The 12,973-nt window shown below is 70.8% G+C and carries 11 protein-coding genes; 4 read left to right on the top strand and 7 right to left on the bottom strand.

What is annotated here, in order from left to right; genetic code table 11:
* Positions 1–19: 19 nt before the first annotated feature.
* On the bottom strand, positions 20–1,066 hold the full coding sequence (locus KZC57_RS12840) for an NAD(P)-dependent alcohol dehydrogenase (RefSeq protein WP_247641924.1): 1,047 nt from the start codon (positions 1,064–1,066) through the stop codon (positions 20–22).
* Positions 1,067–1,327: 261 nt separating this feature from the next.
* On the opposite strand from KZC57_RS12840, the gene KZC57_RS12835 reads away from it, so the two are divergent.
* The 3 genes from KZC57_RS12835 to hrpB all read left to right on the top strand — a co-directional run bounded on the left by KZC57_RS12835 (position 1,328) and on the right by hrpB (position 6,281).
* Positions 1,328–1,756 (top strand): MarR family winged helix-turn-helix transcriptional regulator, encoded by a 429-nt coding sequence (locus KZC57_RS12835; protein WP_105949268.1) that lies wholly within the window; start codon positions 1,328–1,330, stop codon positions 1,754–1,756.
* A 171-nt stretch (positions 1,757–1,927) separates the two neighbouring features.
* Positions 1,928–3,529: an SPFH domain-containing protein gene (locus KZC57_RS12830; RefSeq protein WP_083371007.1), complete on the top strand. Its 1,602-nt coding sequence runs from the start codon at positions 1,928–1,930 to the stop codon at positions 3,527–3,529.
* A 196-nt stretch (positions 3,530–3,725) separates the two neighbouring features.
* Entirely contained in the window at positions 3,726–6,281 is a 2,556-nt protein-coding gene (hrpB, locus tag KZC57_RS12825) for an ATP-dependent helicase HrpB (RefSeq protein ID WP_247641923.1), read from the top strand.
* Positions 6,282–6,300: 19 nt separating this feature from the next.
* Here hrpB and KZC57_RS12820 read toward each other — a convergent pair whose 3' ends face one another.
* The 5 genes from KZC57_RS12820 to KZC57_RS12800 form a co-directional block, all read right to left on the bottom strand.
* The gene (locus tag KZC57_RS12820) at positions 6,301–7,035 is read right to left on the bottom strand and encodes an ABC transporter permease (protein WP_247641922.1); all 735 of its coding nucleotides are present in this window, start codon (positions 7,033–7,035) and stop codon (positions 6,301–6,303) included.
* Entirely contained in the window at positions 7,032–7,817 is a 786-nt protein-coding gene (locus tag KZC57_RS12815; protein ID WP_199787687.1) for an ABC transporter ATP-binding protein, read from the bottom strand. The genes KZC57_RS12820 and KZC57_RS12815 overlap by 4 nt, the downstream gene beginning before the upstream one ends.
* 147 nt (positions 7,818–7,964) lie before the next feature.
* Complete coding sequence (locus tag KZC57_RS12810; protein ID WP_247641921.1) at positions 7,965–8,561, bottom strand: TetR family transcriptional regulator; 597 nt, start codon at positions 8,559–8,561, stop codon at positions 7,965–7,967.
* Between the two features lie 28 nt (positions 8,562–8,589).
* The gene (locus KZC57_RS12805) at positions 8,590–9,162 is read right to left on the bottom strand and encodes an AAA family ATPase (RefSeq protein ID WP_247641920.1); all 573 of its coding nucleotides are present in this window, start codon (positions 9,160–9,162) and stop codon (positions 8,590–8,592) included.
* Positions 9,163–9,219: 57 nt separating this feature from the next.
* Positions 9,220–10,713: an L-serine ammonia-lyase, iron-sulfur-dependent, subunit alpha gene (locus tag KZC57_RS12800; RefSeq protein ID WP_060921440.1), complete on the bottom strand. Its 1,494-nt coding sequence runs from the start codon at positions 10,711–10,713 to the stop codon at positions 9,220–9,222.
* A gap of 136 nt (positions 10,714–10,849) precedes the next feature.
* Here KZC57_RS12800 and KZC57_RS12795 point away from each other — a divergent pair, with 136 nt between their 5' ends.
* Entirely contained in the window at positions 10,850–11,122 is a 273-nt protein-coding gene (locus KZC57_RS12795; protein WP_247641919.1) for a hypothetical protein, read from the top strand.
* 92 nt (positions 11,123–11,214) lie between these two features.
* Here the strand turns inward: KZC57_RS12795 and KZC57_RS12790 are convergent, their stop codons facing one another.
* Positions 11,215–12,945 (bottom strand): L-aspartate oxidase, encoded by a 1,731-nt coding sequence (locus KZC57_RS12790; protein WP_247641918.1) that lies wholly within the window; start codon positions 12,943–12,945, stop codon positions 11,215–11,217.
* Between the last annotated feature and the right edge of the window lie 28 nt (positions 12,946–12,973).

The raw sequence follows: 12,973 nt of genomic DNA, 5'->3' as shown, positions 1-12,973 counted from the left end.
CGGGCGTTCGAGGGCGATGTCAGGGGACGATGACGGCGCGTCCGCGGATGCTGTTCGACGCGAGGTCCTCGTACGCCTTCGGACCGTCGTCGAGCGTGTAGCTCTCGGTCTGGACGTGGATCTTGCCGGCGCGGGCGAGGTCCAGCACCTCGATCAGCTCGGCGCGCGAGCCCCAGTAGGGGATGCGCACGGCCGCGTCATAGGCGATCGAGCCGAAGCCGAGCGTCATGCTGCCCCCGCCGATGCCCACGATCGTGATGTCGGCCTCGAGTGCGGCAACGCTCTGCGCCAGGGCGATCGTCGGGTTCGCGCCGACGAAGTCGAACACGGCGTTCGCGCCGAGACCGCCGGTGAGCTCGCGGATCTTCTCGGCTGCCGACGCGTCGCTGATCAGCACGTGATCCGCGCCGACCTCGGTGGCGAGCGTCAGCTTCTCGTCGTTCACGTCGAGGGCGATGACCGTGGCACCCGAGATGGCCTTGAGGATCTGGATGCCGACGTGGCCGAGACCACCAGTACCGATCACGACGGCGACCGTGCCGGCGCCGAGCTTCGGAAGCGAGTTCTTGATCGCGTGGTAGGGGGTGAGGCCCGCGTCGGTCAGCGAGACGTTCTGCACGGGGTCGAGGTCACCGAGCGGCACGAGGTGACGTGCGTCGTCGACGATCATGTACTCGGCCATCGAGCCCTGGCTGCCCAGCCCCGGAGGACGGATGCCCTCGGCGGCGGCATTCGTGCAGTAGTTCTCCTTGCCCATCGAGCAGTTGTGGCAGCGACCACAACCCCACGGACCATAGACGGCCACGGCATCCCCGACCTTGGGCGTCGAGTCGACGCCCTCGCCGACCTCGTGCACGATGCCGGCGCCTTCGTGGCCGAGCGTCAGCGGCAGCGGGTAACCCTGCTCGTGGTAGTCCTTCTCGGGAAGCCCCATGACGTAGTCGTCGGAGTGGCAGACGCCACCCGCGGTGATCTTGAGCAGGACCTGTCCGGGGCCGGGCTTCGGAATCGGGATGTCGACCACCACCGGGGGCTTGCCGATCTCGACGTAGCGGAGAGCTTTCATGAGCATCTTCTTCCTGGCGTTCGAGAGGTCTGCCGCGCGGTGCGGAGGCGGGGGCTCTCGATACCGTCCCTTCCAGTATCCGCCCGAATCATCGTGATCAAACCGTTGCATTCGTTACCTCGCCGTTATACAGTGATCACACGGTGAATGTTTGCTGTGGCATCCACCGCATGTGATTGCAGGACACTCTTGGTGCAAGGGACAAGGGCCGGTCGGGAGCCTCTCCGACCGGCCCTTTACTGCGCCCGGTACTCTGTGAGGATGACCGATCGGAAGCTCGCGCTGGAGGCCTGGGAAAGCCTCTTCCGCGCGCAGCACGAACTGTTCACCGAGATGGCGGCCGACTTCGACACCAGCGACATCACGCAGGCCGAGTACGACGTGCTGCTCACCGTCACGCGCTCGCCGGAGATGACCGCCCGCCTGCGCGACATCACCGCCAACATGCTCATCAGCCAGCCGAGCGTCTCCCGCCTCGTCGACCGGATGGTGACGCGGGGACTGGTCGCGAAGTGCGCCGACCCGGACGACGGCCGCGGCGCCCTGATCCGCGCGACGGACGAGGGCGCCCGGGCCTTCCGTGCGCTCGCGACCGTGCACGGCCGGTCGATCGCCGACCGGATGTCACGCCTCGACGACGAGGAGCTGCGCCTGCTGCGCGACCTCGCGGAGAAACTCCGCACCCGCTGACCGCTCCCCTCCTCCACAGGCAGGGCGACGGGAGGAACGCCCACCGATACCGGCATGATGGCGCCCGACGCGGTGGCGGGCGTCTCTTTTCTGGCAGGGTGGGTTGCGCACGCCCACATCGACCGTGGGCATATCGGACCGCCCCCTCGGGGGGAACCAGGGAGGTCATCCATGGAGATCGCCGGAATCGTCGGCATCCTCATCGTCATCGGGATCGCGGTCGTCGCCGCGATCGTCGTCCTGCTGATCCTGCTGCTGTTCGCCCGCAGCTGGATCAAGGTGGCTCGCGCCGACGAAGCGCTCGTCATCTCCGGACGCAAGCAGAAGGTGCAGCGTGCCGTGATCGGCGCCGACGGCACGAGCAGCTCGGAGATGTCGGAATCGCCCGTCACGGTCATCGTGAACGGGAAGTCGCTCGTCAACCCGATCACCCAGCGCCACGAGATCATCTCCCTCCGCTCACGGCAGGTGTCGCTCAACGCCGAGGCCCAGTCGCTCGACAACGTGACGCTCAACGTCGACGGCGTCGCCATCGTCAAGATCGGCTCCGACCCGCTGCTGGTGCGCCGGGCCGCCGAGCGCTTCGCCTCCCAGGACAAGGCCATCGAGCAGTTCACCACCGAGCAGCTCGAGGGCGCCCTGCGCGGCATCGTCGCGACGCTCTCCGTCGTGGAGCTCATGCGGGAGCGCAAGAAGTTCTCCGACCAGATCGCCGCCGACGTCTCCCAGGAGCTCGCCGAACAGGGCCTCATCCTCGACTCCTTCCAGATCAAGGGCATCACCGACAAGGTCGGCTACATCCAGTCCCTCGGTGCGCCGGAGATCCAGGCGAAGCGCCAGGCCGCGGAGATCTCGCAGACCAACGCCGACCGCGCGATCAACCAGAAGAACATCGCCAACCAGGAGGCGAACCTCGTCGAGCAGACCGCCCTCGACACCAACACCGCCAACGCCAACGCGGGCATCGGCCGCGCACGCGCCGAAGCGGAGCAGGCCGAGCAGCTCGCCCGCGCCCAGGCCGAGCAGGCCGTGCTCCAGCAGCAGGCCGAGAACAAGCAGGCGCAGCTCGACGCCGACGTCAAGCGCGTCGCGGACGCGCAGCGGTACGAGGCGGAGACCCGCGCGCAGGCCGAGCTGTACACGCGTGAGCGGGCGGCCGAGGCGGCGGCGATCGAGCAGGTCAAGCAGGCCGAGGCGCGCACCCGCATCGCCGAGCAGCAGGCACAGGCCGACAAGGCGCGCGCCGACGGTGAGGCGGCGGCCGCGATCGCGAAGGCCACCGGTGACGCCGACGCGCTGCGCGCCCAGGCGGAGGCGGAGGCCGAGGCTCGTCGGCTGCGCGCCAACGCCGAGGCCGAGGCGATCCGCGCCGAGGGTGAAGCCCGTGCCGCCGCTGTCGAGGCCGAGGCCAAGGCCATCGCCTCCAACCAGGATGCCTTCCTCTCGCAGCGCGTGCTGGAGGTGCTGCCGTCGATCATGTCGGAGTTCGCGAAGGGCTACGCCGCCATCGGCAGCGTCTCGATCGTCGGCGGATCCGGCGAGGACGGCGCGTCCAACGTCGTCGGTGCCGACAGCGCGAAAGCCCTGCGTTCGGTCTTCGACAGCGTGCACTCCGCGACCGGCCTCGATCTCGCCGGCATCATCCAGGGACAGGCCGTCGGCCGCGGCTTCGGGGCGGGAGTCGCCGAAGCGTCCGCACCGGCCCCCGCGCCGCGCACACCCGCACCGACCACCCCGCCGCCGCCCGCTCCCCCGGCTCCCGACGCGGAGTAGCAGCACATAACAGCGGATGCCGCGACCGACTCGGTCGCGGCATCCGCTGTACTGTCGTCGGGCACCACCTCCGCCGGTTCACAACTCAGGAGATCGGAGGCACGGACGCGGCGATCCCTCTCTGCGCTCCGAATCCCCCCGCATCTCCTGAGTTGTGAACGGCTCCGGGCGTCGATCGACCGGGCAGACTGGACGGGTGACCCGCGCTGCCTTCGACCTCACCGCCATCGGCGGCGGTCTGTCTTTCGCGGGCGCCCTCGACGAGCTCTCCGCCGCCCTCGACACGAGCGGATCCGTGGTCGTGACCGCGCCGCCGGGCACGGGCAAGACCACCCTCGTCCCGCCGCTGCTCGCCTCACGCCGCACCGGCCGCGTGATCGTCACCCAACCCCGCCGGGTCGCCGCGCGTGCCGCCGCCCGCCGACTCGCACACCTCGATGGCTCCCCGCTCGGATCCCGGGTGGGCTTCACCGTCCGCGGCGAGCGCACTGTCGGGCCGGACACGAGGGTCGAGTTCGTCACCGCCGGCGTGCTCCTGCGACGGATGCTGGACGACCCCGGACTTGACGGCGTGAGCGCGGTCATCATCGACGAAGTGCACGAACGGGCCCTCGAGACCGATCTCCTCATCGGCCTGCTCTCCGAGGTTCGCGAGCTGCGAGATGACCTCGTCGTCATCGCCATGTCCGCCACCCTCGACGCCGACCGGATCGCTGCGGTCATCGGCACCGAGGAGGCTCCCGCGCCGATCATCGACCACGACGTCCCGGCCTTCCCCCTCACCGAGCGCTGGGCACCGAGTTCCGCGCCCCGCCTCGACGAACGCGGAGTCACCCGTGGCTTCCTCGACCACGTCGCGAGTGTCACCGCCACCGCCACCGCCGAGCTCGTCCGGGATGATCCCGAAGCGGATGTGCTCGTATTCGCCCCCGGCGCGCGCGAGGTGTCGGAGATCGCTCGACGCGTCCGGGACCGGAACAGCACCTTCGATGTGCGAGAGCTGCACGGCCGGATCCCGTCAGCGGAGCAGGACGCCGTGATCCGTGGTCGTGCGCCGGAGGCCCCGCCCCGCATCATCGTCGCCACCTCGCTCGCCGAGTCTTCTCTCACAGTGCCGGGTGTGCGGCTGGTCGTGGACAGCTGTCTGGCACGGCAGCCGCAGCGCGACGCCGCGCGCGGAATGACGGGCCTGGTCACCACCGCCGCCTCCCGTTCCTCCTGTGTGCAGCGTGCCGGACGCGCCACCCGGCAGGGCCCCGGCACCGTGATCCGCTGTGTGGACGAGCGCACCTATGCTGCCGCTCCCGCGCGGCCATCCCCGGAGATCGCCACGGCCGACCTCACCGACGCCGCCCTCCTGCTCGCCTGCTGGGGCGCCCCGGGCGGTGCCGACCTGCGCATGATCGAACCGCTGCGAGCCGACAGCCTGGCCGATGCTGTCACGGTGCTCCGCGGTCTCGGAGCGATCGACGACGACGGGCGCGCCACGGCAGAGGGCCGTGCCCTGGCACGAATCCCCACCGATCCGCGGTTGGCCAGAGCGCTGCGTGACGGCAGCCCCGCGGTGGGGAGCCGGCTCGCCGCCGAGGTCGTGGCGCTCCTGGGTGGCGATCAGCGCACCCCGGACGCCGACGTCGCCCGCGCTCTCGTCACGTTGCGCGGAGGGGGCACTGCCGAGGCCCGGCGCTGGCGAGAGGACGCGCGTCGTCTGGAACGCCTCGTCGACATGACGCCCGACACGCGCGCGGGTCTCGACGGCGTCGGGCTCGTGATCGCGCTGGCCTTCCCCGAGCGTGTCGCCCGCCGCGTCGAGCACTCGGGATCGGGAGCGACCTTCCTGCTGGCGTCCGGCAGCCGGGCCGGTGTCAGCGGCGCTCCGGCCGCGTCGGAATGGCTCGCCGTGGCCGACGTCGCCCGAACCTCGTCCCGGACGGCAGCCGGCTCCGGTGCGGTCATCCGCGCCGCAGCGGCCCTCACCGAGGAGCAGGTGGAGCGCGCGGCAGGCCCCCTGATGAGCGACCGCGTCGAGGCCGAGTACGTCGGAGGCCGTGTACAGGCCCGCCGCGAACGCCGGATCGGGGCGATCGTGCGCTCATCGGTGCCGGTGCGCCCGTCGGCCTCGGAAGGCCGGGATGCCGTGGGCCGAGCACTCCGACGCGATGGCCTCGGCATGTTCACGTGGTCCGACGGCGCGGAGGCCCTGCGGCGCCGACTCGCACTGCTGCGACGTGAACTCGGAGACCCCTGGCCCGATGTGTCGGACGCGGGTCTGCTCGAATCGCTCGATGTGTGGCTGGCACCGGAGCTCGACGCTCTCGCCTCCGGCACGCCCGCGAGTCGGCTGGATCTGTCATCGGCGCTGCGTCGTCTGCTGCCCTGGCCCGAGGCCGTGCACCTCGAGACGCTCGCCCCGGAGCGGCTCGACGTGCCCAGCGGCTCCCGGGTACGCATCACCTACCCGGAGCCCGACGGCGACGCGACCGCACGGCCCGTCGTGGCGGTGAAGCTGCAGGAGTGCTTCGGGTGGGCGGAGACTCCCCGACTGGTGGACGGCCGCGTCCCCGTCCTCTTCCATCTGCTGTCCCCGGCGGGGCGGCCGCTCGCGGTCACGGACGACCTCGCCTCGTTCTGGTCGGGCCCCTATGCGCAGGTGCGCGCCGAGATGCGCGGCCGCTACCCCCGGCACCCCTGGCCCGAGGACCCCTGGGCCGCCGTGCCGACGAAGCACACCAAGAACCGCGCCGCGCGCTGACCTGGGCCAGGACTCCGGCTCAGCGTGTGGGCCGCCGCAGCGTGAGGGCGGCGAGCACCAGAGCGCCGACCGCGAAGGCCACGACGATGAGCAGCGGACCGAACACGTCCCACTCTTCGTCCCCCGCCGTGACGGCGTTGATCGTGTCGATCGCGTAGCTGAGCGGCAGCCAGTCGGAGATGGCGTACAGCACGTCGGGCATCTGGTCGCGCGGCATGAACAACCCGCCGAGGATGATCTGCGGGAACACCAGCAACGGCATGAACTGCACGGCCTGGAATTCGGTCTGGGCGAACGCGCTCGCCAGGAGGCCGAGGGCTGTGCCGAGCAGTGCGTCGACCACCGCGACGAGACCCAGCTGCCACAGCGGCCCGTCCACGTCGAGCCCGCACACCCCGACCGCGAACGACACCGTGATCACCGCCTGCAGCACGGCCATCAGCCCGAACGCGAGCGCATACCCGAGGATGAAGTCGGCCTTCTCGAGCGGCGTGGTCATCAGCCGTTCGAGCGTGCCGGAACGGCGTTCGCGCAAGGTGGTGATCGACGTAATGAGGAACATCACGATGAACGGGAACAGCGCCAGGATGGCACCTCCGAATTGATCGAACACACCGTCCTGCTCGCTGAACAGCCAGGCGAAGAGACCGACGAGCAGGCTCGGGGCGATGAGCATCAGGGCGATCGACCGCGGGTCGTGTCGGAGCTGCGTGAGCACACGGCCGGCGGTCGCGAACAGCCGTCGGCCGCTCATGTCCCGTCCTCCTCCTGGCGCTCGTGCGCTTCTCGGCGTGCGCGCCTGGTGGTCGCGGTGCCGGCGGCCCTGTCGCGTTCGATCAGCGCAAGGAACGCGGCCTCGGCGTCGGTCGTTCCGGTGTCGGCGAGCAGTACGGACGGCGTCGTGTCGGCGATGATCCTCCCCTCCCGCATCAGCAGCAGTCGGTCGCAGCGCACCGCCTCGTCCATCACGTGACTGGACACGATGAGCGTGACGCCCCGATCGGCCAGGCGGCGGAACAGGGTCCAGAGTTCCGCCCGCAACACGGGGTCGAGACCGACCGTCGGCTCGTCCAGCACGATCAGTTCCGGGGAGCCGATCAGTGCCACCGCGAGCGACACCCGCGTCGCCTGGCCGCCGCTCAGCGCATCGACGAGTTGCCCCGCCTGCGCGCCGAGGCCCACCTCCTGGATGACCCGGTCGACATCGCCCTTCGGCGCTTTCAGGAGTGACGCGAAGTAGGCGAGATTCTGCCGCACGCTGAGATCGCCGTAGACCGAGGCGCCCTGCGTGCCGTATGCGACGCGGTGCCGGAGCGGGCGGGACCCGCCCGGCTCGCCGAGGACAGTCACATCACCGGAGGCGATCCGCTGCACACCGACGATCGACCGCATGAGCGTGGTCTTGCCGCACCCCGAGGCGCCGAGGAGACCCGTGATCTGGCCACGCGGCACGGCGAGATCGATGCCGTCGAACACGGACACGGCCCCACGCCGCACGCGCAGCTGCGTGATCTCGACGGCCGCATTATTCATCATGCGATGAATTATGCGCCTCGCCTCGTCGGGCGTCAACGGCTCTCGGGTGGGCACAGCTCCGGAGCTCCGGATCGACACGCCGTCGCCGGCCCGCGCCGTCCGGCGCGGCGGCCGAGATCTCCGAATGTGTGCCCGCCGCGGTGAGGGTCAGTCGAAGAGGTAGCGCTGGACGGTGGGGCCGACGCGGCCCACGAGCTCGTCGACGGAGGCGCCGGCGAGCGCGGGGAGCCGCAGGACGTAGCGGCCGATGAGCATGCCGGCGATCTGCGACGCCACGAGGGCGGCGCGGAGGTCGGCATCGGGCACATCGAGGCGGCGCGCCACACGGGAGAGCAGTTCGCGGGAGAGGAAGCCGGCGAGCAGGGGCGTCGTCAGTCTGCTCCCGATCGCCGTCCGCAGGAGCAGCACACCGCGGCGGCGCACGTCGGGCTTCTCGAACGCGTCGAGCACATAGCGGACGAGCCGCGTCCCCGCTTCGTCCTTCGGCCCCGCAAGGATCTCGGGGACGTCGAGGTCGGGGCGCAGCGGTATTCCGGCGGCCTCGGCGAAGAGGTCGGCCTTGGTGCCGAAGTAGTGGTGGACGAGCGCGGAGTCGACCCCGGCGCGGGCGGCGATCGACCGCACCGTGGCGCCGTCGTACCCCTGCGCGCCGAACTCGTCGACGGCCGCGGACACGATGCGCTCGCGGGAGTCGGTGCCGCCACGCGGGCGCCCGCGTCGTCTCGGCGCCTTCTGCTCGGTCATGCCCGTCAGCCTACGGCTCCGCGGATCCTCACTCGCCGAGCAGATGCCGGAGATACCGCTGCGGCTGCCCGAGGAACGAGCGCCAGTGGTTCACGATCTCGAGGTCCTCCCAGGTGGCCGGGCGGAGCCCGCACTCCCCGACCTCCAGGATGGCCGTACCCGGAAGCGCCGCGAGCACCGGCGAGTGCGTGGCGCACAGCACCTGGCCGCCCTCGTCGGCGATGCGCTGCAGCACGGCGATCAGCGTGAGAGTCGGGTGAAACGACAGGGCGGCCTCCGGCTCATCCAGGCAGTAGAACCCCGGATCATCGAAGCGGCTGTCGAGCAAGGCGAGGAACGATTCCCCGTGGCTCATCTCGCGGAAGGGCACATCGCCGCGCAGGGAGGGGTTCTCCTCGAGATACGTGTAGAACGAGTGCACCGTCTCCGCCCGGAGGAAGCACCCCCAGCGGTGCGCCCCGACGCCCCGTTGGAGGCGCGGCCAGTCCGACAGCGGCGACTCGCTCGGCCGCGTCCGGTGCTGCGCCTGGTGGGTGCCGTTCTCACCGCGGGGATGTTCTCTCCCCTCCTCCGTCGAGCCACCCCTCTGTGTGCCTGCCACCCCCCTCCGTGCGCACACAACGGGCCGGGGCGCGCGAAAGGGGGTGGGTCGGCGAGGTCAGCACTCGATGACGTTCACCGCCAGACCGCCCTCGCTGGTCTCCTTGTACTTCGTCGACATGTCGAGGCCCGTCTGCCGCATCGTCTCGACGACGGCATCCAGCGAGACGTAGTGGCTCCCGTCACCGCGGAGCGCCAGGCGGGCGGCGGTGACGGCCGTCGAGGCGGCGATGGCGTTGCGCTCGATGCACGGGATCTGCACGAGCCCGCCGATCGGGTCGCACGTGAGGCCGAGGTGGTGCTCCATCGCGATCTCCGCGGCGTTTTCGATCTGCCGGTTCGTGCCGCCCATCACCGCGGTGAGCCCGCCCGCGGCCATCGCGCACGCGGAGCCGACCTCGGCCTGACACCCGCCTTCGGCGCCGGAGATCGAGGCGTTGGCCTTGAACAGCGACCCGAGGGCAGTGGCCGTCAGCAGGAACCTGCGTATTCCCCGGCGGCGGTTGGCCTCCGCGATCTCCGCGTCCTCGCCGTCGAGTGCGGGAGGCGACGGCGGAGCTCCGTCGAACCCGAGCAGCGCACTGCCGACGAGCTCGCCGTACGGCGTCACCGCGTTCCCGGCACCGAGGCCCGAGTCCGCGAGGAAGCGCCACCAGTACATCGCCACCGCGGGGAGGATTCCGGCCGCGCCATTGGTGGGTGCCGTCACGACGCGGCCACCAGCCGCGTTCTCCTCGTTGACGGCGAGCGCGAAAGCTCCGAGCCACTCGCCGGGGAGCTCCCGGTGCCCGTCGGCTTCGACCGCCTCGAGCTGCGCGCGGATCGTGCCCGCACGGCGCTTCACCTGCAGCATGCCCGGAAGGACGCCCTCGGCGTGGAGTCCGGCGTCCACGCAGCCCGCCATCGCGTCCCAGATCGCATCGAGGCCGGCGGCGACCTCCTCCTCGCTCCGCAGCGCCGTCTCATTGCGGCGAGCGACCTCCGCGATGGACAGGCCGAGGTCATCGCACACCGCGAGCAGCGAGGCGGCATCGGCATAGGGGTGCGGGAAGGCACCGGTCGAGAGGTGCGCCTCCTCACCCTCGCGCCGGATAAAGCCTCCGCCGATCGAGTAGTACGTCTGCTCGAACAGTGTGGTCCCGTCGGTCTCACGGGCGATGAGCGTCATGGCGTTCGGATGCCCGGGGAGACGGGTCCGCGGCGCGAACACGATGTCGTCCTTCTGGAACGGCACCGCATGGGCGCCGTCGATCCGCAGCGGCTCCCCCTCCGGATACGCCGACCACGCCGCACGGACGGCCGCCGGATCGCACGTCTCGGGAGCGAGACCGCGGAGCCCCGCGACGACCGCATCCGGGGTGCCGTGGCCGATCCCGGTGGCGCCGAGCGAACCGTACAGCGTGCACTCCACGCGACCGACACGGTCGAGCTCGCCGGAGGCGGAGAGCTGTCGCGCGAAGTCGAGCGCGGCGCGCATGGGTCCGACGGTGTGCGAGCTGGACGGGCCGACGCCGATGGAGAAGAGGTCGAAGGCCGAGACGTACGCAGTCACCCCTCCAGGCTACGCCGAGTTCGGGATTCCGGTTCACCGCGATTAACCGCGCGGCCGGCGGGTCCGCGTCAAGGCCCTTCATCTCCCGGAGAGGCGGAGGCAGGCTGAGAGGACGACATCGCAGAAAGGGACGATCATGACCGACAGCACTCCCGAACCGACCGCGAACGACGACCTCTCGCCCGAGGCGCAGACCCCGACCCCGACCCCGGCCTCCGACACCACGGAGGGTGAGGCGACGACGCCGGAGCAGGCGGACTCCCCCGAAGACGCGGACCCGGCCGAGCTCCCGAGCACCGAGGAGCTGGAGGAGCCCAGCACCGAGAAATCCCCCGGCGAGGAGCCGAAGGCCCCGAAGCGCGACGACCCGGAGCCGGATCACGAGGCCGTCGGCCTCGGGGTCGACTGACCCCCTCCCCGAGACCCCGCACTACCGCCGAGACCCCGCCCTGCAGACATCTGCAGGGCGGGGTCTCGACGCGAAAGCGGGGTCTCGGGGATCTACTCGACGAGCTTGCCCGTCGTGTCGACGTCGCGCATGAGCTCGGCGATCTCGTCGGGGACGGCGGGGATCTCCTCGCGGGTCACGCCGGCGGTCGGCGACCACACGAGGTTCACCTGCAGCGTGGGATCGGTGTCCGGGAAGTCGCTACGGTTGTGGCATCCCCGCGTCTCCCGACGCTCCCGCGCCGCCTCCAGCGTGGCCCGGGCGGCGAGCGCGGAGGCCTTGAGATCGAAGGCGTGCGCGAGGTCCTGGAATCCGGCGATGTCCGGGTGGATGCCGATGTCCTCCATCCGCCCCTCGATCATGTCGAGGTCGGCGAGGCCCGCCTTCAACCCTTCCTCCGACCGCACCACGCCGGCGTACTCCGTCATGAGGTTGCGGATCGCGCGCTGCAGGGCCCGCACGTTCTCGCGCCCCTCCGCGGCGAGGAGGTCGTCGATCTCGGCACGGGCGGCGGCGACCGCATCGGCCGACCGGCGCTGGGCGTCGAGCCCCGCGGCGTGGGCCATCGCGGCCTGACCGACGATCCGGCCGTAGACGAGCAGCTCGATGAGGGAGTTGCCCCCAAGACGATTCGCGCCGTGGAGTCCGCTCGATGCCTCCCCGATCGCGTACAGCCCGTCCACGTCGGTCTGGTGGTCGTCCGGCCGCACCCACACGCCACCCATCGAGTAGTGCGCGGTCGGCGCGATCTCGATCGGCTCCGCCGTGATGTCGAGCATCTGCAGCTCCATCATCGTCTGGTAGACGCGCGGAAGCCGCGTCATGATGGTCTCGCGGGGCAGGTGCGACACATCGAGCCAGACGCCGCCGTTCGCGGTGCCGCGCCCTTCCTGGATCTCGGTGTAGGCGGCGAGCGCGACCCGGTCCCGCGTCGACAGCTCCATCCGCTCGGGGTCGTACTTCGCCATGAACCGCTCGCCGAGGGCGTTGCGGAGGATGCCGCCCTCCCCGCGCGCGGCCTCGGAGATGAGCGTGCCGGCGGCGTTCTCGGGCTCGATGATGCCGGACGGATGGAACTGCACCAGCTCCGGATCGCGAAGTCGCGCCCCCGCCTCGACGGCGAGCCGGAACGAGTCTCCGGTGTTCTCGTCGCGGCGCGACGACGTGCGGCGCCAGATGCGGTTGTGTCCGCCGGCGGCAAGGATCACGGCGTCCGCATGGATGAGGTAGCGCGTGCCGTCCGCCTGGTCGAAGCCATAGGCGCCGAATACGACGTTGTCGCGCACCAGCAGACGTGTGATGTAGACGTTGTCGAGGATGGGGACGTCGAGCTGCTCCGCGCGAGCCACCAGCGTCCGCTGGATCTCGAGGCCCGTGTAGTCGCCGGCGAAGGCCGTGCGGCGGTAGGTGTGCGCGCCGAAGAAGCGCTGCGAGATGCGGCCGTCGCCTTCACGGGCGAAGTCCATGCCCCAGCGCTCGAGGTCGCGGATGCCGCGCTCGGCGCCCTGGGTGACGATCTGGACCGTGTGGGGGTTGGCGAGGAGGTAGCTCTCCTTGATGGTGTCCGCGGCGTGCTGCTGCCAGCTGTCCTCGGCGTCCATCGTGCCGAGCGCCGCGTTGATGCCGCCGGCCGCGAGCGACGTGTGGGCGTCCTGCCGCGGGCGCTTGCCGACGGCGAGCACGTCGACGCCGTGCTCGGCGACCTCGATCGCGGCGCGGAGCCCGGAGCCTCCGGTGCCGATCACGAGGACCGTGGTGGAGATCTGTCGTTCGGGTGCATTCATGCTCTCGACGCTAGTTAGGCAATCCTAA

Source organism: Microbacterium sp. KSW4-4 (assembly GCF_023091185.1).
In the GTDB taxonomy this organism is placed as follows: Bacteria; Actinomycetota; Actinomycetes; order Actinomycetales; family Microbacteriaceae; genus Microbacterium; species Microbacterium paraoxydans.
This window is presented reverse-complemented; position numbering and strand designations above follow the sequence as displayed.

Coding starts and splice junctions, on each gene's coding strand:
- KZC57_RS12830 (WP_083371007.1), top strand. CDS start 1,928: ATGGAGATCGCCGGAATCGTCGGCATCCTCATCGTCATCGGGATCGCG.
- KZC57_RS12815 (WP_199787687.1), bottom strand. CDS start 7,817: ATGATGAATAATGCGGCCGTCGAGATCACGCAGCTGCGCGTGCGGCGT.
- KZC57_RS12795 (WP_247641919.1), top strand. CDS start 10,850: ATGACCGACAGCACTCCCGAACCGACCGCGAACGACGACCTCTCGCCC.
- KZC57_RS12810 (WP_247641921.1), bottom strand. CDS start 8,561: ATGACCGAGCAGAAGGCGCCGAGACGACGCGGGCGCCCGCGTGGCGGC.
- KZC57_RS12790 (WP_247641918.1), bottom strand. CDS start 12,945: ATGAATGCACCCGAACGACAGATCTCCACCACGGTCCTCGTGATCGGC.
- KZC57_RS12840 (WP_247641924.1), bottom strand. CDS start 1,066: ATGAAAGCTCTCCGCTACGTCGAGATCGGCAAGCCCCCGGTGGTGGTC.
- KZC57_RS12820 (WP_247641922.1), bottom strand. CDS start 7,035: ATGAGCGGCCGACGGCTGTTCGCGACCGCCGGCCGTGTGCTCACGCAG.
- KZC57_RS12835 (WP_105949268.1), top strand. CDS start 1,328: ATGACCGATCGGAAGCTCGCGCTGGAGGCCTGGGAAAGCCTCTTCCGC.